We start from the raw sequence: 21,108 nt of genomic DNA, 5'->3' as shown, positions 1-21,108 counted from the left end.
TGCTGTTGTGAAAGCGTTGACTGACCAGATTTGTAGCTTTCGACAACATTTCTGGAGTATATAAAAAAGTCGTGACTGTTCAGCCTACGCGAGCGCCAGGGCCTGTCCCGAGAAGACGGCGCGCATGGCGTGAAGCATGCCAAAGCCTTGCTTGCGCGCGGTGTCCAGATAGGAGCGGATGGTGCAGAAATTCTGCGCGCCCGGCAAGGTACGAAAGCAGCCTGAAATTCTCTGCTTGACCTTTGGCATGCGAATGGCGCGCTCGGCCAGGTTGTTGGTAAAGGGCACACCCAAATCGCGCATGAAGCGCAGTACCTCCTGCTCTCGCTCCAACAGCCGGCGCAGCAGGTTGAAGGCACCTGACTGCTTGGCCCGGCCACGTTGTCCTAGCGCCTTGGCCGCTGGCAGGTTTTGCGCCTGGCCTTCCTGCACCAAGGCGCGGTATTGGCTGGCAAAGACCTCGACCTGCACAGCCTGTAGTGCCGTATCGGTCTGACGCGCCGCCTTGCAGGCTTGGTCAGCGGCCAGCAACAACTCGATAAGGCCCTGGGGCCACGCTTGCGCAGTGGTCTCTTTTTGATAAATCAGCTCGCGCAGTAAGTGTGCGCCGCACAGCGAGTGCGCGCACTCCAGGCTCCAGTAGGGCGCCCAGCAGTCGTGCACCAGCGTGCCCGCGTAGTTGGGCAGCACCCCATGGTCGGCTATTGCTTGCATGCCCCGCTTGGGATGCACGCCGTACCAAGTGTGGGTGGCCGTGGCGGCCGTATGCAGCCACTGCAGGCAAGACGCTACGCGCAGGCCCGATTCATCGACATGCACCACCGCTGCGGCCTGCACGCTTTGCACGATGGCCTGCACCGTGGGCACCAGCGCCTGCGCGGCCTCGTGCACCCACTGCACCAGCGTGGCCGGCGAGATGTCCAGTCCATACAGGTCCTTGATGAGTTCGCCCGCCCGCGCGAAAGGCAGCAACTGGCCCTGCGTCAGGTGCACCGCCAGCGCCCGCACGTTCGGGCCGTATTGCGCGACTTCACACACTTCGGGCGCAAACTCGTTCTCGTGGAGCTTGCCGCACGGGCAGCGCAGTTGCAGCGTCTGGAACTCCACCACCTCAAAACGCACGGCCGGGATGTCAAACACCTGGCCGCGCCGGTGAACTTGCGCATCACTATTGGACAGCGTCGCCTGGCAGGCATCGCAGCGCTCGGGCAGCGCATGCCGGATGACGATGTCTGGCCTGTCTGTTTGCTCCAACGTCTTGCCCGCGTGCCCGGCCTGACCGCCCGGCTTCCTGCCCGAGGCCACGCGCAGCGAGGTCGTCTTTTTCAAGCCGTCCGAAGATGGCGGCTTGCTCGAGTTCTTGCTGTTCTTCGATGCCTGGCCTTCGAGCTCCTTGATGCGCAAACGCAGTCTTTCGACTTCGCTCGTGAGCGCCTGCACTTGCCCTTGCAGCGCTTGGGCTTTCTCGTTCATGGCCTGGAGCGTCAGGTCGGCAGTAGCGTCTGGTTCTTGCACGGCTTCAAGTTTGACATAAACCCCTTGGGCTGCAATTCAGGAGGGCTGAACAGTCACAAAAAGTCAACATAAGTGTCAACACAATTGTTGGCCATAGCTAATCCTCTTTTATTAATTTCGGATTTTTTGACAAAGGCATGGCTATCGCTTCTGATGCCACAGTGGTAGCCGCTGTGATACCCAATTTTGGGTTGCCCCGTCATGAACGGGGCATGCATCGCCCCGTTCATGCAGGCATGCGCCGGGATGTGCCACCTCCGCTTCAAAGATGGCCTGGCCTCTTTGTGGGTCATCGAATTTGGAGACCCAACACGGCTTCCAAGTCCACTTCTTCCGTCGAACTGTCGAGTTTGAGACTTTTCTCAATATGGTCGAGGTGCCCCAGCATCAGTTGCTCGGCTCGTGCGGCATCGCGTTTGGCAATGGCATCCACAATGGCAGAGTGTTCGTCGACGAGGCAACTCGATGCGGTTGGCGCGTCATACAGCACAATAATCAGGCAGGTCAACATGGACAGTTCCCGTATGCTGCGCGCCAGTGCCGTATTTCCGGCCAACACACCGAGCAACTGGTGAAACTCGCCGGAGAGCCTCACGACCGCATGCTTGTCGTCGCGCCGCCGGGCATCGATTTCCAGTTCCTGATGCTGCCGCAGGCGAGCCACCTTTTCCGACGTCAGCGTGTGAATCAGGCGGCGTAGCAGGGCGGGCTCGATCAGACGCCGCGCCTCGAAGACATCCATGGCTTGCTCGGGCGTTGGCTTGGCAACAAAGGCACCTCGTTGCGGGAACAGATTGACGATCTGCTCATGCGCCAGGCGTGCCAAGACTTCGCGTATGCGCGCCCGGCTGACGCCGAAGATGTTCGCCAGCCGGTCTTCGCCAAGCTTGGTACCCGGATGCAAGCGATGCTCAACGATGGCGACGTAAATTCTCTCGTAAATCTCATCATTCGCCGTTTCACGCTCAAGACGAACCTCGGGGGTTGTTTTGCGGGCAGGGGGAGACATAGGTACTTTCTCAGTTGTGGCAACGCAGCCATGGGAGCCGCATTGTCGGCAGGTTTGCCGACACGCTTGCTCGTCGACTACGAGTCGCCGTAGAAGTGCAAGGGGCATGCCATTTTAGCCAGCAGGTCAGACGTTCGTTTCATGTGTTACCACTAACTACGAATAGCGAGCCCCACTCGACACGACCAGGAATCCACCATCAGTGGGTCGCGAAAGACTCAAGGCATTGATGCACGCGGGATTGGCATATCGCCCTGCTCTTTGATTCAAAAAGTTCAGCGAATAACCGATTAGAGATTGAATGAAATCGCCCTTTTTACGTTGTTGAAAAATCAGAAAAAGCTGCGTACATCACTAAAACATTAAGTACTAATATTGTCAACATTAGTGTAAACACCTATATTTAACGTCTATTGTCAACATATAGTTTCTTAAATCGCCTGTCGGCACAAGCCAAACAGGCCCGTAATTTGCTTACAGAGGTCTCATACCGAATATGAAAAACACAACACGTCATAACTATCGTAAATATTCATCGTGTGCAGCACTGTCTGCACCAGATTCGACACTTATGCCGCAATGTGGTGCACAGGGAGCATATTCGTGAATCAGCCCGCATTTGACCTTGTTGTGCGCAATGCCTTGATTGCAACGGCGAGCGACACCTATTCAGCCGACATCGGCATCCGTGACGGGCGCATCGTGCAACTTGGCGCCTCTTTGGTGCCCGGTGTGCGCGAAATCGATGCCGCAGGTCGCGTTGTCACGCCTGGGGGCGTGGATGCGCATTGCCATCTGGACCAGCCGATGGAGCCGCCGGCGCGCATGGCCGATGATTTCGACAGCGGCACGCGTGCTGCCGCCTGCGGCGGAACCACCACCGTAATTCCCTTTGCGGCCCAGGAAAAAGGCCAGTCGCTGCGTGCGGCAGTGGATGATTACCACCGCCGTGCCAACGGTCGCGCCCATGTGGACTATGCCTTCCACTTGATCGTGAGCGATCCGACCCCGCAGGTGCTCAATAAGGAACTGCCCGAACTGATCGCCGAAGGCTACACGTCGTTCAAGATATACATGACTTACGACGACCTGAAGCTTGACGATGGGCAAATGCTCGACGTGTTCGATGTGGCAAGAAAACACGGCGCCATGGCCATGGTTCATGCAGAGAACGCCGATTGCATCGAATGGCTGACGAAAAGACTTGAAGCCGCCGGCCGCACTGCGCCCCGCTTTCATGCCCAAAGCCGACCCATGTTGGTAGAACGGGAAGCCACCCAACGCGCCATTGCGCTGGCTGAGTTGGTTGATGTGCCGGTCCTTATCGTGCATGTCTCGGGACGGGAAGCGGTCGACCAGATTCGCTGGGCGCGCAGCCATGGCCTTAATGTGTTCGCTGAAACCTGCCCACAGTACCTGTTTCTCAGCGCCGAAGACTTGGGGCTCGACAACAGCTACATGGGTGCGCGCTGTGTCTGCAGCCCGCCGCCGCGCGACAAGCGCAATCAGGAAGTGATCTGGCAAGGGTTGGCTGATGGGCTGTTCACCATCTTTTCTTCCGATCACGCGCCGTTCAACTTCGATTCGCCCGAAGGGAAGAAACCGGGCGGCGAGGAAGTGATATTTCGCCATATTCCCAATGGCATTCCGGGCATTGAGACTCGCATGGCGTTACTTTATTCCGAAGGCGTACTCGGCGGGCGCATCACGCTCAATCGCTTCGTCGAGCTGACGGCCACCAACCCCGCCAAGGCATATGGGTTGCATCCGCGCAAGGGCACGATAGCCGTCGGCAGCGATGCCGACTTGGTGATCTGGGATGAACGCCCGCTGACATTGAAAAACGCCCAACTTCACCATAACGTGGACTACACACCTTACGAAGGCATGTCACTCAAGGCGTGGCCAGCCGTTACCTTGGCGCACGGAGAAGTGGTCTGGGATGAACAGGGCTTCCATCCGCGCCAGGGCCGGGGTCGATTTCTGGCGTGCGGCCTGCCCACACTGATGCCTAGGAAGTCGGAAGGGTCGTCATGAAGCTGCTGCTAATCAACCCCAATATTTCAGACACGGTGTCCGACTTGATCCGCGTTGAGGCACAGCGCAGCGCCTCACCAGGGACAGAGATCGAGGTCCTGACCGCGCCCTTCGGTGTGGCCTATATCGAGACCCGTTTTGAATCATTGATCGGGGCCTATGCCACGGCGCAACTGGCGGCTGAACATCATGCGCGTTTCGACGTGGTGGTGGTGGCCGCCTTCGGCGACCCCGGACTGAGTGGCCTGCGAGAGGTCTTGCCGGTGCCCGTGACCGGGCTAACCGAAGCGGCGCTGGCCAGCGCCCACCTGCTGGGTAACCGGATCTCGGTGATCGCTATTTCGCAGCGGATTCAGGCCTGGTACCGCGAGGTGATCACGGCGTACGGCTTCAGCTCCCGGCTGGCCAGTATTCGTGCGCTGGATCGCCCACTGTCCAGCATCGGGGATATTCAGAGCGAACACGAGCAAGCCCTAAAGGCTCTGGCCGAGCGTGCAGTCGACGAGGATGGCGCTGACGTTATTGTGCTCGCCGGTGCACCGCTTGCAGGCTTGGCCCGCGCACTCCATGATCAGTTACCGGTACCTGTCGTCGATGGCGTGTCGAGTGCAGTGCGCCATGCCGAATCGCTGGTTGCAATGCAGTTGAGCCAGACCCGGCGCGGCAGTTTCGCGCCGCCGCCCACAAAACCAAATCGTGGCCTGCCCCCTGCAATTGAGGAGCTGCTGGCGGCAGGTGCGCTGCGGCGCCAGTTCTGAATTCATTAAGGCTCTATAACCCGCGACATTCTAAAAGGATTTTTAACATGAATCGCAAACCCACTTTTACCCAAATGACTCGTTGTTTCACCCTAACCGCTTACGCGGCGGCAGTCATGGCCTTCAGCACTTCTGTATTTGCGCAGCAAAAGCTACAAATTGCAGGTAATTTCGCCGGGGAGCACCCCAGCAGTGTTGCAGTTGACCAAGTTTTCAAGAAGGAAGTAGCGCGTTTGACCAATAACCAGTTGCAGGTGGATGTCTTTCCCTCAATGCAGTTAGGTGGCGCTAAGGAAAACGTTGACGCTGTGCGTTCTGGCACATTGGCATTGACCTGGGTTGGTGGCGCGTTTTTGTCGCGCATTGTGCCCGAATTGGAAGCGGTTAGCCTGCCGTTCGTGTTCCGCAACCGCGAAACGGCTTTTAGAGTGATCGACGGTCCTGTCGGCGCTGCAATTGACAAGAAACTACAGGACAAAGGCTTCATTGCTCTGGGCTGGATGGAGTTAGGCTCGCGCAATATCACCAACAGCCGCGGTCCAATCAAGAACATAGCCGATCTGAAGGGTCTGAAACTACGACTGCAGCCCAGCGAAACTCATCTGGCTTCGTTCCGTGCACTTGGCGCCAACCCGGTAGCGATGGACGTCAAGGAACTGTACTCGGCGCTTGAGCAGCGTGTGGTCGATGCACAGGAAAACCCGTACACGGTGATTAGCGCCAGTCGCTATAGCGAAGTGCAGAAGCACCTGTCTAATTCCGGTCACTTCTTTGACTTCATCGCTGTGGTAGCAAGCAAGAAAGCATTTGAGAAACTGACTCCCGAGCACCAAAAGGCCGTACGCGAAGCCATGATGTCAACCATCACGTTCCAGCGCAAGCTCGCTATCGAAAGCGAGGCTAAAGCCCTTGCTGAATTGAAAGCCAAGATGATTTACACCGAGATTGCACCCTCTGCTCTCGAAGAAATGCGCAAGGCCACAGCACCAGTGATCGAGGATGTCAAGAAACGCGCCGGCGCTGATCTGGTCAATCAGGTGTTGGCCGAAGCGGTCAAGAACTAATCCGACTTCCTGTATTTAGGAGTCTCAAATGAATGCCATAGCAACTATGCCTGAACGCGCGCCAAATTGGCTGGAGCACGCGTTGAATGGTGTTGACAAACTGGTTACTGGCTTGCTGCTTGCAGCCGTAGCCGTCATGGTGGGAGTCGTGTCGGCACAGGTGGGTTTGCGCTACGGCTTCAACCTCTCCATAGACTGGGCCGATGAACTCGGTCGACTCGCCTTCGTATGGTCAATTTTCCTTGCTATTCCTCTGGGTGTGCGCCAAGGCGCCCACATTGGTATCGACATTGTGGCCGACAAGCTTCCACCCGTCTTGCGTGCTGCGCTAAAGCGTATCGCTGCGGCAATGAGCGCGCTGATGATGGCAGTCATCGCATGGGCGGCTTTTGGCGTGGCACGTGAACAGTGGGATGAACTAATGTCCACGCTCGACTGGAGCGTAGGCTGGTTCATTGTGCCCGTGTGTATCGGTGCATTGTTGTCCGCCTTGCACTTGGTTCGTATTGTGATTGTGGGGCCGCCGCAGGCCCACATCGGAGGTGCCGAATGAGCACGATGGTTGTTGTTGGATTCATGTTGCTGGCACTATTCGGGCTACCGATTGCCTTTGCGATGGGCGTCGCTTCGCTGCTCGCATTATGGTTGACCGGGGTCGATATGTCCGTAGTGCCGCAGCGCATGATGCATTCGATCAACTCGTTTCCTTTGATGTCGATCCCGTTTTTCATGCTGGCCGGCGAACTAATGATTAAAGCTGGAATTGTGGAACGGTTGATTGCGCTGGCGAATACTCTGGTAGGCCGGGTGCGCGGCGGTATGGCGCATGTGACCATGCTGGCCGGTGCTGGTCTGGCCACGGTGTCAGGCGCAGCCGTGTCGGATGCAAGTGCCCTGTCGTCGATTCTAGGGCCTTCACTTTCGAAGATCTATGACAAAGGCTTTGCAGCCGCCATCGTCGCCGCCGCCGCCAATCTCGGCCCCATCATCCCCCCTTCTGGAGCCATGATTGTCTACGCCTTCATGGCTGGCTCGTCAGTATCAGTGGGAGGAATGTTTATGGCTGGCGTGGTACCGGGCTTGATCATCTGCTTTGGCTTTATCGGAGTAAACGTTTGGATCTGCACCAAGCGCGGCTGGGCGGTCACTGGTGAGCCGTTTCGCCTTGCCACCGTTTTGACAGAGCTGCGCCGATCACTGGTGGTGCTAGCCATGCCGGTGCTGGTGATCGGCGGCATTGTCGGAGGCGCTTTTACTGCCACCGAAGGCTCCGCAATTGCGGTTGTGTACTCCCTGCTACTTGGCTTCTTCGTTACCCGCACCCTCAAGCTGGCCGACTTACCAGGCCTGGTTATCCGTGGGGCGATTACCTCAGCGGTGGTAGGTGCCTTAATAGCCTTTGCGTCCATTATTACTTACCTGATGACCGTCGATCTTCTGCCGCAATTGCTATCTCAGGTGTTGCGAGACTTGACCACTAATCCCTTGGCTTACATGGCATTAGTCGCTGTGCTGCTCTTCGTGGTGGGTATGTTCCTGGAGTCCAATGCCGCTTATATCATGCTGGTGCCGCTGCTGCACCCCATCGCCCTGCAATATGGTATTGACCCACTGCACTTTGGTTTTCTATTCGTATTGAACCTGGTGATCGGCATGCTAACGCCTCCAGTAGGCGTAGTGTTGTTCGTGGTTTCCGGCGTTACCGGTGTGCGCATGCGCGAATTGGTTGTCAATGCCTGGCCTTATATAGCTCTGATGTATGCCGTGCTGGTGTTATGCATGCTGGTGCCCTCTGTTGTGACGGCCTTGCCGCGCGCGCTCGGCTATTAACCTCTTTAGTAGGCACAAAGGTCAAGTGCATGCCATTTTTCTCAGCCGTTGCGACCTGTCATTTGTCGCGCGGCAGTTCAATCCCGTTTCCCACCCGCAATCGAAAAAGGAGTTCTCATATGTTCCGTCTTACCAAAACCTTCGCTGCCTTGGCCCTGGCAGTGGGCTTGACTACGGTAGCAAGCGCGCAGGAGCGCATCACGTTCAAAGTGGTCGGCCAGCCGGCCGCGACCGGCCTGATCCAAAAAAACAAGGAAAAGCCATTTTTCGACAACTTCGCCAAAAACACAGGCCTGCCTATTGATGCCGAGTACAAATCCATTGACACCTTGGGCATCAAGGACACGGAGCAGTTGCGTGTGTTGAAGGCGGGCTTGTTCGACATCGTATCGCTGCGGGTCTCGCAGAACTCACGCGATGAGCCCACTTTGCTGGGCATGGACCTTGTCGGCGCTTCCCCGGACTATCCGACCGCCCGCAAAGTTTACGACGCTTACCTTGAAACGCTCGACACTCGACTGCAAAAGAGTTTTCAGGTCAAGCTGCTGGGCGTCTGGCCATTTGGTCCGCAGATCCTGTTTTGCAAGAAGCCGATCACCAAGCTGGGCGATCTGGCGGGCATGAAGGTGCGCGTCTACGACCAAAACCTGTCCAAATTCATTGAATCCGTCGGCGGCACGCCGGTGCCCCTTTCGTTTACCGAGGTGCACCAGTCTTTGTCGCTGGGCGTTGTCGATTGCGCCATCTCCGGTCCGAGCTCTGCCAATTCGTCGAACTGGCCCGAGGTGACGACCCACCAGTACCCGATAGGGTTCCAGATGGCGCTCAACGGTTACGCGATCTCGCTCAAGTCCTGGAACAAACTGACCCCGGACCAGAAAACAAAAATGCAGGCGGCATTCAAGACGCTGACGGACGATATCTGGACCTATTCCCAGGAACTGACGCAGGACGCGCTCAATTGCAACGCCGGCAAGGACCCATGCACTACAGGAAAAAAGTTCAATCTCGTCAATGTGCCCGTCAAGCCTGAAGACCTTACCACCTTGCGCAAGGCCGTGTCCACGGTTTCGCTGCCAACCTGGGCGGAAATCTGCAACAAGTCCAACCCGGGCTGCTCTGATGCCTGGAAGAAAACTGTCGGCAAGGCGATCGGCGTTCAGTAAACATCTCAGTGGTGGCGTGCTATTACGCGCTGCCCACTGAACTGCATTCAACAAGGATGACATGATGAAAGATTTCATCGAGCGCTGGCTCGGAACACTGTTTGGCCTGATTTTCATGGGCCTGTCGTTGGTGGTGACGGTGGAGACCGTGATGCGCAAGGTATTCACCGTGTCGCTTCAGGGGGCCGATGAACTGGGTGGCTACGCGCTGGCCATCGGGGCCACGATCGCTTTCAGTCTGGCGCTGATCGGCCGCACGCACATTCGCGTAGATGTCTTTCACGACCGCTTGCCGGGGTGGTTGCAAACAGCGTTGAACTGGTTGTCGGTCACATCCCTGGCCGCGTTCGCCGGCTTGATGGCCTGGTTGGCCTGGTTTGTGATCCGGGACACACAGGCTTACCAAAGTGTGGCGCAGACGCCCTGGGCGACCCCCTTGGTCTACCCGCAAAGCGCTTGGCTGCTCGGTCTGATCATGTTCGCCCTGGTCTCTGCAGCATTTGCGATCCATGCGTCGATCCTACTGCTGAGCGGCCGTACCGACGAGCTGAACGCCGATTACGGCCCGCGCTCGACCAAGCAGGAAGTCGATGAAGAGGTTGAAGATCTCAAGACGCGCTCAAGCGACGATGCGCCCCATGTCCATCACATTACCGCCCCGGGAGCCCGCGCATGAACGTCACTTACATCCTGCTCGCCTTTGGCCTCATGCTCGGCATGATGCTGCTAGGGCTGCCCATCGCCGTTGCAATGGCGGGGGTTGGAATCGTCGGCGGCCTGCTGGCTTACGGCATGCCATTCATCGACTCCATCGCCCCGGTGCTTTGGGGCGTGCACAACGACAACTTGCTGACGGCCGTCCCGTTGTTTGTGCTGATGGGCGAATTGCTGCTGCGCTCGGGTATCGCCGACCGCATGTTCGGCGCACTGGCTGCCTGGCTGGGCCGGCTTCCCGGTGGCTTGCTGCACACCGGCATCGGCTGCAGCGCCCTGTTCGCGGCCACCTCAGGCTCATCGGTGGCCACTGCAGCCACCGTGGGCACGGTGGCGTTGCCATCGCTGTACAAGCGCGGCTACCGGATGGACATGTCGCTCGGGGCGATCGCAGCCGGCGGCACGCTGGGCATCCTGATCCCGCCATCGGTCAACATGATCATCTATGGCTCGTTGACCGATACCTCTATCGGCAAGCTGTTCATTGCCGGCATCCTGCCTGGACTCTTGCTGACCGGGTGTTTCATGCTCTTCATCATGGGCCACGCGCTCCTGACGGGCAGCACCATCCGTGAGGAAAAGGTGCCGCTGGCGCAGCGCTTGCGCCTGCTGAAAGACCTGATTCCGCCAGCGGTGGTGTTCTTCATCGTGATGGGCAGCCTCTACACCGGTCTGGCAACGACCACCGAATCGGCCGCGCTCGGTGTTGTCACCTCAGTGTTCTTCGCCTGGCACGGCGGAAAGCTGAACTGGACGCTGCTGCAACACTGTTTTGTGCAAACCGCCAAGACCAGCGGCATGATCCTCTTGATCATCACCGCCGCGTTCATCCTGAATCTGGCCATCAGTCTGACGGGCGTTGCCGAGGCGATGACCACCTGGGTGACATCGTTCGGTCTGTCGGCCACCCAGATGCTGCTGGTGCTGGTCGTCTTTTATTTCGTGCTTGGCATGTTCATGGACGTGCTGTCGATGATGGTGGCGACCATTCCGATCACCTTTCCAATCGTCACCCACCTGGGGGTCGATCCGGTCTGGTTCGGCATCTTCATTGTTCTGATGTGCGAGTTGGGCATGATCACGCCGCCGGTGGGCATGAACCTGTTCGTCGTGCATGGCATCCGGCCGGACAAGGGCGGCATCCGTGACGCCATGGTGGGCGCCGTTCCCTACGTCATCATCATGCTCGTGTTCACGCTGCTGATCATCGCATTCCCGGGGATCGTCTCCTGGCTGCCCTCGAAGATGTGAGGCGAATGCAATGACCGAATCACCTGAACTCTGGCGTCTTTCCGCTGTGGAACTGCACCGCCGCTTTCGCGAGGGCTCATTGACGCCGCTGGCGGTGGCGCAGGACTGCTTGGTGCGGCTCGACGCGGTCAATCCGCACCTGAACGCGATCGTTGTCCGCCGCGACGAGCGGTTTCTAGAGGAAGCGGAGGCGGCTACCAGGCGCCACGCTCAAGCGCAGCCCTTGTCAGCACTCGATGGCATCCCCTTGACCGTGAAGGACAGCCTGCTGACGTCTGATATGCCAACGACCTGGGGCACACCAGCCCTGCGCCAGCACCAGACCGGGCACGACGAACTGGCGGTGGCCCGCGCCCGCGCCGGCGGGGCCCTCATCGTCGGCAAGACCAACGTGCCCGAGTTTGCGCTTGAAGGTTATACGGACAACCCGCTGTTCGGTGTCACTGGCAATCCGTGGGCGCCGGCGTTGACGCCTGGCGGCTCCAGCGGCGGCGCCGTGGCCGCCGTGGCCGCCGGTATCGCGCCGCTGGCAATTGGCCAGGACGGGGGAGGGTCGATCCGGCGTCCGGCTTCGCACGCAGGGGTGGTGGGCCTGAAGCCATCGCTCAGTGCATGGCCGCGTGAGCATGTATTGCCCAGTTTGCTGCTGGACTTCGAAGTGATCGGCCCGCTGGCGCGCACTGTGGGCGACGCGCGGCTGCTGTTCGATGCGCTTCGCGGACCGGCGCCGGTCGACCGGTCGTCGCTCGCTGCGGCGCAAGCGGCTGTGCAACCACGCCAGGCCGGGCCATTGCGCGTGCTGTATGTCGAGCGCATGGGAACGGCGCCGCTGGATCCGCAAATCGCCGTCAGCGTTGGCCGTGCCGTCGATCAGCTCGCTGCCTTGGGCCACCATGTCGACACGGGCACACTGCCGTTGGACCTGGACTTCTTCGTCGAAGCCTGGCCCCAGATTGGACAGATCGGCTTGGCCAGCATGTTTGCGCAGCATCCCGAGTGGGAAGCGCAGGCGTCACCCAAGTACCGCGAGTTGGCCGATGCTGGCAGATGCCTGCCGGCATCCCGCCTGTGGCAGATCCTAGAGCGGGTGAAGCAGTTGCGGCGCGACAGCGCGGCTCTGTTTGAGAACCTCGATGTGATCGTGATGCCATCCGCCGCAGCACTACCATGGCCGGCGCAAGAAGCCTTTCCGCGCCGTATCGATGGCCAGGACGTCGGTCCGCGCGGCCACGCCGTCTACACGGGCTGGGTCAATGCGGCGGGGCTACCGGCGCTGGCGCTACCGACTGCGCCATCGGCGGAAGGTCTGCCGATTGGTTTTCAGTTGATTGGCGGATTCGGCCGCGACACGGCGTTGTTAGAGCTTGGGGCTGCCTACGAGGTGATCGCTCCCTGGGCCGACCGCTGGCCCTCACTGTGATGAAAGGAAAATATATTCATGATTGATGAAACAGCGCGCCATCTGATTGAGGCGCGACGCACACAGGACGCGGTTTCTGCGGCAGGTTTGTGCCCGGCTGATGCTCAGGCGGCCTATGCCGCACAAAACGCTGTGGCCCAGGCCTGCGGTTGGTTTGGCAATGTATCGCCAGGCTACTGGAAATCCGGCGGACCCTCACGCCAGGCTGTGCTGACGCACGCGCCGCTGCCGCCGGATGGTGTGTGGTCCAGTCCGGCCGCAGCCGGCGCATGGCCGTTTCACATGCGGGGCATCGAGGCCGAGATTGCATTGCGTCTGGGATGCGACGTGGACCCGGCGCTGGCGCTGAAGCTGGACGTGAATGATGCGGTGAAACTGGTTGACGCCATGTGCGTGTCGATTGAAATCGTCGATTCGCGTTGGGTGGAGGGACTGGAGGCGCCCGCGCTGGCCAAGCTTGCCGACCTCCAGTCGCATGGCGCCCTCGTTCTCGGTCCCTGGGTTCCATTTTCGCAGCGGGACTGGCTTGCGCAGGTGTGTCGGGTCCAGATCGGCGTGCAGCCGCCGGTCGAGCGCCAAGGCACCCATTCGCTCGCCGATCCCGCTTTCCTGCTTGCGGCGTGGCTGCGTCACGCCACGCACGGCGGGCATAGCATCCTAGCCGGAACCGTAGTGACCACCGGCACCTGGGTTGGCATTCTGACCGCGTCAGCCGGTGACTTGGTGACCGCCGAATTTCCTGGAATTGGCAACGCAGCCGTCCAGCTTTAGGCTAGAAAACTTTGTACCTCCAACATCACCTCGCTTACAAGGAATAGAAATCTCCATGATCGCTTTGAACAACCATGCCAGTGGCCGCCATTTCCTGCAGATTCCAGGACCCAGCCCGGTACCAGACCGTATTCTGCGCGCCATCAGCATGCCCACCATCGACCATCGTGGACCTGAATTCGGCGCCCTTGGGACCCAGGTCATCACCGGTCTGCAGCGAATATTCCAGACGCAGCACCCCGTGGTGATCTACCCCGCTTCTGGCACAGGTGCCTGGGAAGCCGCACTCGTCAATATCGCCAGCCCAGGTGACGCGGTGCTCATGTATGAAACGGGTCACTTCGCCTCACTATGGCAAAAGATGGCCGTACGACTGGGTCTTGCACCCGAATTTTTGGCCTTGCCGGGGATCGACAGCATCACCGGATTGCCGCGCAGTTGGCGCCATGGCGTACAGGCTGACATGATCGAAAAGCGTTTAAAGGAAGACACGCTGCACACCATAAAAGCGGTATGTGTTGTTCACAACGAAACGTCTACTGGCGTGACGTCCGACATTGCCGCCGTGCGGCGAGCCATCGACGCGGCGAAGCATCCGGCACTGCTGATGGTCGACACAATTTCCGGGCTCGCCAGTGCCGACTATCGACACGATGAATGGGGCGTTGATGTCACGATCAGCGGTTCCCAAAAGGGATTGATGCTTCCGCCAGGAATCAGCTTCAATGCCGTGTCACCGAAGGCACTTGAGGCAAGTAAAACGGCCAAGTTGCCCAAGGCATTCTGGGCCTGGGACGAGATCATTGAGATGAACCGCACCGGTTACTGGCCCTACACGCCAAATACCAATTTGCTCTATGGCCTGAGCGAAGCACTCGACATGCTGCTGGAACAAGGCCTGGCGACGGTCTTCGCTCGTCACCAGCGGTGGGCTCAAGGCGTACGGGCCGCAGTCCAGGCTTGGGGCCTTGAAATTCAGTGTGCAGACGAAAGCGTGTATTCGCCGGTACTGACCGGCATCGTCACACCACAAGGAATCGACGCCGACGCCCTTCGCAAATCCATACACGGCAGGTTTGATTTGTCACTCGGTGCAGGCCTGGGGAAAGTCAAGGGTCGGATGTTTCGAATCGGACATCTTGGCGATTGCAACGACCTGACACTTCTCGCGGCGATTTCAGGCGTTGAAATGGGCCTCAAACTCGCGAACGTGCCATTAGCGGAAAGTGGTGTCGTGACCGCCATGGAGTATTTCGCGGCCACATCCAGGGTTTGAACTCCCTTGCAATCAGCTAAATTCGTGCATTTTTAGAAGGGAAGTTTTGCCATGAGTGGATCGATCCGGGATTTTGTGGGCTATGGACGAGAGCAGCCCCAGTTTGAATGGCCTGGAGGAAAACGAATGGCGCTCAGTCTCGTGGTCAATTATGAGGAGGGCGGGGAGAACTGTGTGCTCGATGGTGATGAGAGCTCGGAGGCTCTCAACAGTGATGTAGCCGGTGCTCAACCCCGTCGTGGCCGGCGAAATCTTGCGGTCGAATCTCACTACGAGTACGGTAGCCGAGTCGGCCACTGGCGGATTCTTGACCTTCTGCACGAGTGCAAAATTCCAGCAACCTACTTTGCGGTTTCAAGTGCTCTTGAAAAGCATCCTGAGGCGGCACGCTCTATCGTGCAGGAAGGACACGAGGTTGTCTCGCACGGAGCCCGGTGGATTGACTATGACACAGTAGATTGCGAAATCGAGAACCGGCACATGTCGCAGTCGCTGGATGTTATTGAACGATTGTGTGGCGTGCGACCTGTGGGCTGGTACACAGGTCGGGTTAGCCCAAATACCCGCTCGTTGGCACAAAAGCATGGGCTACTGTATGACTGCGATGTCTATAACGACGATCTGCCATATTGGACCCAGACCAACGATAGCCCCCATTTGGTCTTACCCTACAGCTTCGATTGCAATGACATGCGGTATGCGACTGCGCCAGGTTTCAACACCCCGGATGATTTCATCGGTCATTTGCAGCGCACACTCGATTGTTTGCGCAGAGAAAGCAAAACGCACCCCAAGATGATGTCAATCGGTTTGCATCTACGACTCGCGGGGCGCCCTGGCCGTGCGGAAGCATTGCGTGAATTCCTGATGAGGGCGACGAATCATGAGGACATCTGGTTCTGCCGCCGGGAGGATATTGCCCGGTTTTGGATTGAGCGCTTTCCAGCGCATCGGACGCAATCATGAAAACATTGTTTCTGAACCCCAATTCGAACGACGCGATCACAAAAACCTTGCGGCGCCAAATTGCCGCTCAGGGTTTGCCGCCAGCCAGCTTTGAAGTCCGTCAACTGGCTGGTGCACCAAAAATCATCGGATCTCTGCAAGACAACATGAAGGCGCAGAGAATTTTTAAAAAAAATTACAAACAACTGACGCAAGGATTCACACGGTTAGTGATGATGTCGTCTTTGGATACTGGCTTTGATGCTGCGCGTGACGTTGGTGTGATTGAAGTTTATGGTTTTACCCGTAGTGTTTTGGCTTGGCATCGAAGCCAAGCGCAACAGCTGCAGGCTATTACTTTCGACTCCTCTATGACTCCGCTTTATCAGGCGCTGTTTGCAATCAAGGAAAATCAAGGAGTTGTACTGCATATTTCGACACTTCCGCTTGCGCCGGGTGAGGTTGAAAGTGCTTGGGATGCTGTCCTGAATTCGCTGCGAAAGGTATGTCGTGAACTGACCGATACCTCGTCTGCGCCGATTTTCATCGTCGGTGCTGTTGGGCTGGAATTGGGTGAGGCATTGCGCCAAGAAGGGTTTCATCAAGTGATAGATCCAGTCGCCAATCTCATCGCTCACCTGCAGTCGACCGCATCTTCCATTAAGGCTCAATCAGTGAGTCATCCACTGAAGTCCGGCAGCAAGTAGCTTAAGGCTGCGGCACCAGTCCTCTTTGGTGGAACTGGAGTTGGGGGGTTGGCCCCATTTCATGGCCACTGAAGATGACCTCATTTCACGGCAGGAAAAGGTTCTGGTGACATTCGGTACGTGCGTTGTCGCAGTGAACTGACAGCGCCCAGCATCAGCAGTGCCGGCCCCAGCCACAGGCCCGCGCGAAGGGAACCGGTGAAATCCGATAACCAGCCGCCCAGTAAAGGTCCGATGGACTGGCCCAACGAAAACGCAGCTGTAAGCAGAGCCAGTCCCCAGGTCAGCGATGACGCAGGCAACAGCCGTTGGGCGGCCACGCTGACCGCTGCCGGCCCGGCCATAAAGCTGGCGCCGAAAATGAGGGCAGACGCGATTACCGCCCAGGACTCGGCCCAGATCAGCGCCGGCATGGTGCCGATGGCAACAAGCAAGCACACCAGCGCAAAGCCGTCCCCAGTCTTCAGCCGCCCCAGTAATCTGCCCCACAACGGGCTGGCCAGCATCGAAGCTCCGCCGATCAGTCCAAAAAAGACCATAGTGAGCGTGGCGCTGAATCCCAGCCGCTTGAGCAACGCAATCATGAAGGTCATGTAGCTTACATAGCCTGCACCGTAAAACAGGTTGGCTATCAAGCTGGGCCGCAGCGTGGCCCAAACCGGCCGTGCCGGAGCTGCGACGGCGCTGCCCGAAGACCGCATGGACGCGCGCGCCGCAGACCATGCCAGGGCCGACGCCAGCAGTGACGCCAGGCCCATGAATAGCCAGGCCTGGCGCCAGTCCAATGCATCGCTGCTTGCCTGCGCCAGCGGAATCAGCGTGCCCGCCAGCACGATGCCCAGCCCTGATCCAGCAAAGTAGATCGACAGCGCGGTGGCTGTGCGGCCCGGCATGGCGCTGGCAGCCAGCGAAGTGCCGAGTACGAATGCCACGGCGGTCGCAACGCCGCCGCAGGCGCGCACCGCCAGAAGCAGTGAAAAGCTCGATGGCCAGGCCGTCGCCATCAGGGCCAGCGCACTGAGCACCATCGCCCAGGTGAAGGTCTGCAGCGTTCCCCAGCGCCGACCCATCCATGCCGCCAGCAGCGCGCCGGCCAGGTAACCGATGGCATTACTGGTATTGAGCGCGCCTGCCTTGAAAAAGCTCCAGGCAAACTCGTCTTGCATGGGCGGCAGCAGCAGCGCGTAGGCAAAGCGTGAAAACCCGAGTGCCACCAGCGGCGCCAGCGCCAAGCCCAGCGCGGCTGGCAAACCCTGCCAGCGTGAAACAGACGATACGGACATGGCAATGCTCAGGACGGTATGGAGAAAAGCGCGACCAAATCAATCTCTGGCGGGCTGCTGTCGCGCTGCAGCTTGACCTGAGCGCCGTGAAGATGGTCGCCCATCAGCTTGCAGGCGTGCTCGTTGTCTCCTGATTCGAGGGCGTCCAAGATGTGGTTGTGCTCGTCGAAGGAGCAGACGTTGTGACCCAGCGAGTCGTACAGGGCGATCATCAGCGTGGTGCGGGCAATCAGGCTGCGCAGGATGTCTTCGAGTTCGGTATTGCCCAGCAGCCGCGCCACCTGCAGGTGGTATTCGCCGGACAGGCGCACCCACTTGGACCATTCGCCAGCCTTGTAGGCCGCGCTTTCCTGCGCGACCAGCTTGCGCACGGCTTCCAGCGCCTGAGGCGTGGCTTTTTTGCCGAGCGAGCGGACGATGCCGTTTTCAATCAGCTGCCGGGCTTCGAAAACCTGACGCATTTCTTCGGGGCCGGGCTGCGCAATGATCGCGCCCTTGTTGTGCTGCAGCTCAATCACTTTCTCGCCGGCCAGCCGTACAAAGACTCGGCGCAGCAGGGAACGGTTGACGCCGAAAGCTTCACACAGCCGCGTTTCAACCAGTCGCGTGCCTGGCGGCAGGCGGTGCGACAGCACGGCTTCCACGATGGCGTGGCGGACGCGGTTTTCTTCATCAACCTCAAGCTGCGAGGCATCGGGCTGGATTTCGCGGGGCGGTGCCGCGGACTTGTTTTTGCGTGGAGGCGGCATGGTGTCTCGCTTGATTCAGGTACCGATGGTGCCATAAATTTTTTTTAATCGTTACCAGAAAACTATTTATTGTCACAATCATGACAAAAACTGTGGCATTTATTTTTTTATAATTGCGATAAATTGATTGTTTTTTCGTGGTTTTCCCTATGTAGTTAGCTGTTCAATAATTGTCACAATTCATCGAAATGAAAATTCAACTAATCAATCCGAACACCAGCATGGCCATGACCGACAAGATGGCGGTGGCCGCACGCCAGGTCGCTTTCGCAGGCACGCAGATCCTTGCCGTGCAGTCGGCCACCGGGCCGGCATCCATCGAAAGCGCCAATGACGAAGCGCTGGCCTTGCCGGGAATGCTCGCGCAGATCCAGGCGGGTGAGGCGGCCGGCGTGGATGCGCATGTGATTGCCTGCTTTGGCGATCCGGGTTTGCGCGCCGCGCGTGAAATCGCCACGGCGCCCGTGATCGGTATCGCCGAAGCGGCCATGCAGATGGCTTGCCTGGTGGCCTCTTCCTTCAGCGTGGTGACCACCCTGGCGCGGACGGTGCCCACGGCCCAGCGCCTGCTGGTCGATTACGGCATGACCACCCGCTGCCGCAAGGTGCGCGCCACCGGCATCGCGGTTCTGGAACTCGAGGCGCAGTCAGATGGGCTGCTGCGCCAAAGAATTGGCGACGAATGCCGCCTGGCCTTGCGGGACGATGGCGTCGGCGCCATCGTGCTGGGATGCGCCGGGATGGCCGACCTGTGCACCGAACTGACCCGGGAGCTGGGCGTTCCAGTCATCGACGGCGTGACGGCAGCCATCAAGCTGGCCGAAGCCCTGCATGGCCTGGGCCTGCGCACCAGCAAGCGCGGCGACTATGCCGCGCCCGGCCCCAAGCGCTATGCCGGGGTGATGGCCCAGTTCGCGCCGGTCGCCTGAAGATCTTTATCTTCACACCCCTGTTTACCTTTCCAACCATGAAGGACTCCTCAATGAAGCTCTCAACATTCAGGCGCGCGGCCATTGGCCTGGCCACCTGCGCCGCCCTGTCGGCCATGTCCTGCGCCAGCGCCGCCACCTTCACCTGGTCTTCGGGAACGGATGCGCTGTCCATGGACCCACATTCGACCAACCATTCCTTTTCCAACGCTTTTGTCAGCAACATCTATGAGTCGCTGGTCCGCTTCAATGACAAGCTGCAGATCGAGCCGTCGCTCGCCACGTCCTGGAAATTGGTCAGCCCGACGGTCTGGCGGTATACCTTGCGCCAAGGCGTGAAGTTTCACAACGGCGAGAGTTTTGACGCGGACGACGTGGTGTTTTCATGGCAGCGCGTGAACACGCCTGGCTCCCTGGTCAAGGGCAACCTGAGCGACCTCAAGGACGTGCGCAAGGTCGATGCTTACACCGTCGATGTGGAAACCAATGCACCGCTGCCCACGCTGAACAACGAAATGGTGCAGCTGCTCATCATGGACAAGGGCTGGGCCGAGCAGAACCGTGCGGTGGAAGCCAGCGACCTGGGCCGGCAGAAGGAAAACTTTGCCAACCGCAATGCCAATGGCACTGGCCCGTTCAAGCTGGTGTCCCGCGAGGTCGATACCCGCACCGCACTTAGCGCCTATCCGGGCTGGTGGGACAAGCCGAAACACAACCTGACCGAGGTGCTGTTCACGCCGATCAAGTCAGATGCTACCCGCACCTCGTCGCTGATCAGCGGCGGCATTGATGCGTCCATCAGCGTGCCGCTGCAGGATGTGCCGCGCCTGAAGTCCAACCCGGCCCTGGACGTGGTGCAAGGGCCGGAGCTGCGCACGATCTTCATGGGCATGGACCAAAGCCGCGACGAGTTGCTGTACAGCGATGTCAAGGGCAAAAATCCGTTTAAGGACCTTCGCGTGCGCAAGGCGGTGTATCAGGCGATTGATGTGGAGGCGCTCAAGCGCTCGGTGATGCGCGGCGCCTCGTGGCCGGCCGGCAACCTGCTGTCGCCCTACCTCAACGGTTCGCCGGTTGCGTTGAACAAGCGGCTGCTGCCTTTCAGCCCCGACGCGTCCCGGGCGCTGCTCAAGGAAGCCGGCTATCCCAATGGGTTTACCGTGGGCCTGCAATGCCCGAACGACCGCTACGTCTATGACGAGGCGCTGTGCCTGGCCATGTCGTCGATGCTGGCCAAGGTCGGCATCAAGACCAACCTGATGATCGAGCCAACGTCCAAGTGGAGCGTGCGCCTGAATGCCGCCGATGTCTCGCTCTACATGGTGGGCCATGCCGGCCTGCCGATGGCCGACGTCTACGGCCTGCTCAAGGACGTGGTGGCCACCCGCACCGGCAAGGAAGGCTCGCTCAATGCGGGCAAATATTCCAACCCCAAGTTCGACGCATATTTGCCGCAGATCGCCAGCGAGATCGATCCCGCCAAACGCGCCCGGCTGGTGGAAGAGGCCGTGGCCATCGAGCGCGACGATGTGTCCCATGTTCCGCTGCATCAGCAGCCCGTGACCTGGGCGGCCCGCAAGGGCATTACGCTGGCACAGGCACCGGACAACCAGATGCGTCTGTGGCTGGTGAATGTGAACGGCAAGTGATGCAGGCAGGTGCCGTTCGACCCATCGTGCCGCGC

Annotated in this window: 19 protein-coding genes; 15 read left to right on the top strand and 4 right to left on the bottom strand. The window is 59.0% G+C overall.

The genetic code is table 11. The annotated features are described in order from the left end of the window. Positions 1–84: 84 nt before the first annotated feature. Positions 85–1,515 (bottom strand): IS66 family transposase, encoded by a 1,431-nt coding sequence (tnpC, locus tag EC86_RS0121845; protein ID WP_232229797.1) that lies wholly within the window; start codon positions 1,513–1,515, stop codon positions 85–87. Positions 1,516–1,804: 289 nt separating this feature from the next. Next, positions 1,805–2,524, bottom strand: a complete 720-nt coding sequence (locus EC86_RS0121840) for a GntR family transcriptional regulator (protein WP_051676251.1) — start codon at positions 2,522–2,524, stop codon at positions 1,805–1,807. Between the two features lie 603 nt (positions 2,525–3,127). On the opposite strand from EC86_RS0121840, the gene hydA reads away from it, so the two are divergent. From hydA to EC86_RS0121775, 13 genes are all read left to right on the top strand, one after another. After that, a complete protein-coding gene (gene hydA, locus EC86_RS0121835) occupies positions 3,128–4,561 on the top strand; it encodes a dihydropyrimidinase (RefSeq protein ID WP_029527973.1) in 1,434 nt (477 codons plus the stop codon). After that, positions 4,558–5,319 (top strand): aspartate/glutamate racemase family protein, encoded by a 762-nt coding sequence (locus tag EC86_RS0121830; protein WP_029527972.1) that lies wholly within the window; start codon positions 4,558–4,560, stop codon positions 5,317–5,319. The genes hydA and EC86_RS0121830 overlap by 4 nt, the downstream gene beginning before the upstream one ends. A 47-nt stretch (positions 5,320–5,366) precedes the next feature. Then, positions 5,367–6,383, top strand: a complete 1,017-nt coding sequence (locus EC86_RS0121825) for a TRAP transporter substrate-binding protein (protein ID WP_029527971.1) — start codon at positions 5,367–5,369, stop codon at positions 6,381–6,383. Positions 6,384–6,411: 28 nt separating this feature from the next. Beyond that, positions 6,412–6,936, top strand: coding sequence for a TRAP transporter small permease (locus tag EC86_RS0121820; RefSeq protein WP_051676249.1), 525 nt, complete (start codon positions 6,412–6,414; stop codon positions 6,934–6,936). Continuing rightward, positions 6,933–8,213: a TRAP transporter large permease gene (locus EC86_RS0121815; RefSeq protein ID WP_029527969.1), complete on the top strand. Its 1,281-nt coding sequence runs from the start codon at positions 6,933–6,935 to the stop codon at positions 8,211–8,213. The genes EC86_RS0121820 and EC86_RS0121815 overlap by 4 nt, the downstream gene beginning before the upstream one ends. Before the next feature lie 29 nt (positions 8,214–8,242). Then, complete coding sequence (locus EC86_RS0121810) at positions 8,243–9,379, top strand: TRAP transporter substrate-binding protein (protein ID WP_232230002.1); 1,137 nt, start codon at positions 8,243–8,245, stop codon at positions 9,377–9,379. Positions 9,380–9,443: 64 nt separating this feature from the next. Continuing rightward, the gene (locus EC86_RS0121805) at positions 9,444–10,055 is read left to right on the top strand and encodes a TRAP transporter small permease subunit (protein ID WP_051676264.1); all 612 of its coding nucleotides are present in this window, start codon (positions 9,444–9,446) and stop codon (positions 10,053–10,055) included. Further along, positions 10,052–11,344 (top strand): TRAP transporter large permease, encoded by a 1,293-nt coding sequence (locus EC86_RS0121800; RefSeq protein WP_029523712.1) that lies wholly within the window; start codon positions 10,052–10,054, stop codon positions 11,342–11,344. The genes EC86_RS0121805 and EC86_RS0121800 overlap by 4 nt, the downstream gene beginning before the upstream one ends. Positions 11,345–11,354: 10 nt before the next feature. Then, positions 11,355–12,764, top strand: coding sequence for an amidase (locus EC86_RS0121795; RefSeq protein WP_029527966.1), 1,410 nt, complete (start codon positions 11,355–11,357; stop codon positions 12,762–12,764). An 18-nt stretch (positions 12,765–12,782) separates the two neighbouring features. Beyond that, entirely contained in the window at positions 12,783–13,535 is a 753-nt protein-coding gene (locus EC86_RS0121790; RefSeq protein ID WP_029527965.1) for a fumarylacetoacetate hydrolase family protein, read from the top strand. A 55-nt stretch (positions 13,536–13,590) separates the two neighbouring features. After that, on the top strand, positions 13,591–14,811 hold the full coding sequence (locus EC86_RS0121785) for a pyridoxal-phosphate-dependent aminotransferase family protein (RefSeq protein WP_029527964.1): 1,221 nt from the start codon (positions 13,591–13,593) through the stop codon (positions 14,809–14,811). Between the two features lie 51 nt (positions 14,812–14,862). Next, a complete protein-coding gene (locus EC86_RS0121780) occupies positions 14,863–15,777 on the top strand; it encodes a polysaccharide deacetylase family protein (RefSeq protein WP_029527963.1) in 915 nt (304 codons plus the stop codon). Beyond that, complete coding sequence (locus EC86_RS0121775) at positions 15,774–16,463, top strand: aspartate/glutamate racemase family protein (RefSeq protein WP_029527962.1); 690 nt, start codon at positions 15,774–15,776, stop codon at positions 16,461–16,463. Before EC86_RS0121780 ends, EC86_RS0121775 begins: the two co-directional genes overlap by 4 nt. An 80-nt stretch (positions 16,464–16,543) precedes the next feature. On the opposite strand, the gene EC86_RS0121770 is transcribed toward EC86_RS0121775, so the two are convergent. Both EC86_RS0121770 and EC86_RS0121765 read right to left on the bottom strand, forming a co-directional pair. After that, positions 16,544–17,746 carry a YbfB/YjiJ family MFS transporter gene (locus EC86_RS0121770; protein WP_084181659.1) on the bottom strand — a complete coding sequence of 401 codons (1,203 nt, stop codon included), beginning with the start codon at positions 17,744–17,746 and terminating at the stop codon, positions 16,544–16,546. A gap of 8 nt (positions 17,747–17,754) precedes the next feature. Further along, a complete protein-coding gene (locus EC86_RS0121765; RefSeq protein WP_051676247.1) occupies positions 17,755–18,495 on the bottom strand; it encodes a GntR family transcriptional regulator in 741 nt (246 codons plus the stop codon). Between the two features lie 188 nt (positions 18,496–18,683). Here EC86_RS0121765 and EC86_RS0121760 point away from each other — a divergent pair, with 188 nt between their 5' ends. Continuing rightward, on the top strand, positions 18,684–19,424 hold the full coding sequence (locus EC86_RS0121760; protein ID WP_029527959.1) for an aspartate/glutamate racemase family protein: 741 nt from the start codon (positions 18,684–18,686) through the stop codon (positions 19,422–19,424). Between the two features lie 53 nt (positions 19,425–19,477). Next, positions 19,478–21,073 (top strand): ABC transporter substrate-binding protein, encoded by a 1,596-nt coding sequence (locus EC86_RS0121755; RefSeq protein ID WP_029527958.1) that lies wholly within the window; start codon positions 19,478–19,480, stop codon positions 21,071–21,073. The last annotated feature ends 35 nt before the right edge of the window (positions 21,074–21,108 follow it).

It is taken from the genome of Polaromonas glacialis (assembly GCF_000709345.1).
GTDB classification, from domain to species: Bacteria; Pseudomonadota; Gammaproteobacteria; order Burkholderiales; family Burkholderiaceae_C; genus Polaromonas; species Polaromonas glacialis.
The sequence above is the reverse complement of the archived record's forward strand: the minus strand, read 5'-3'. Positions and strand labels throughout refer to the sequence as shown.

Excerpts from the sequence above, each read along its gene's own strand:
- EC86_RS0121840 (WP_051676251.1), bottom strand. The coding sequence starts at position 2,524 with ATGTCTCCCCCTGCCCGCAAAACAACCCCCGAGGTTCGTCTTGAGCGT.
- EC86_RS0121830 (WP_029527972.1), top strand. The coding sequence starts at position 4,558 with ATGAAGCTGCTGCTAATCAACCCCAATATTTCAGACACGGTGTCCGAC.
- EC86_RS0121825 (WP_029527971.1), top strand. The coding sequence starts at position 5,367 with ATGAATCGCAAACCCACTTTTACCCAAATGACTCGTTGTTTCACCCTA.
- EC86_RS0121820 (WP_051676249.1), top strand. The coding sequence starts at position 6,412 with ATGAATGCCATAGCAACTATGCCTGAACGCGCGCCAAATTGGCTGGAG.
- EC86_RS0121815 (WP_029527969.1), top strand. The coding sequence starts at position 6,933 with ATGAGCACGATGGTTGTTGTTGGATTCATGTTGCTGGCACTATTCGGG.
- EC86_RS0121810 (WP_232230002.1), top strand. The coding sequence starts at position 8,243 with ATGCCATTTTTCTCAGCCGTTGCGACCTGTCATTTGTCGCGCGGCAGT.
- EC86_RS0121805 (WP_051676264.1), top strand. The coding sequence starts at position 9,444 with ATGAAAGATTTCATCGAGCGCTGGCTCGGAACACTGTTTGGCCTGATT.
- EC86_RS0121800 (WP_029523712.1), top strand. The coding sequence starts at position 10,052 with ATGAACGTCACTTACATCCTGCTCGCCTTTGGCCTCATGCTCGGCATG.
- EC86_RS0121795 (WP_029527966.1), top strand. The coding sequence starts at position 11,355 with ATGACCGAATCACCTGAACTCTGGCGTCTTTCCGCTGTGGAACTGCAC.
- EC86_RS0121790 (WP_029527965.1), top strand. The coding sequence starts at position 12,783 with ATGATTGATGAAACAGCGCGCCATCTGATTGAGGCGCGACGCACACAG.
- EC86_RS0121785 (WP_029527964.1), top strand. The coding sequence starts at position 13,591 with ATGATCGCTTTGAACAACCATGCCAGTGGCCGCCATTTCCTGCAGATT.
- EC86_RS0121780 (WP_029527963.1), top strand. The coding sequence starts at position 14,863 with ATGAGTGGATCGATCCGGGATTTTGTGGGCTATGGACGAGAGCAGCCC.
- EC86_RS0121775 (WP_029527962.1), top strand. The coding sequence starts at position 15,774 with ATGAAAACATTGTTTCTGAACCCCAATTCGAACGACGCGATCACAAAA.
- EC86_RS0121770 (WP_084181659.1), bottom strand. The coding sequence starts at position 17,746 with ATGTCCGTATCGTCTGTTTCACGCTGGCAGGGTTTGCCAGCCGCGCTG.
- EC86_RS0121765 (WP_051676247.1), bottom strand. The coding sequence starts at position 18,495 with ATGCCGCCTCCACGCAAAAACAAGTCCGCGGCACCGCCCCGCGAAATC.
- EC86_RS0121760 (WP_029527959.1), top strand. The coding sequence starts at position 18,684 with ATGAAAATTCAACTAATCAATCCGAACACCAGCATGGCCATGACCGAC.
- EC86_RS0121755 (WP_029527958.1), top strand. The coding sequence starts at position 19,478 with ATGAAGCTCTCAACATTCAGGCGCGCGGCCATTGGCCTGGCCACCTGC.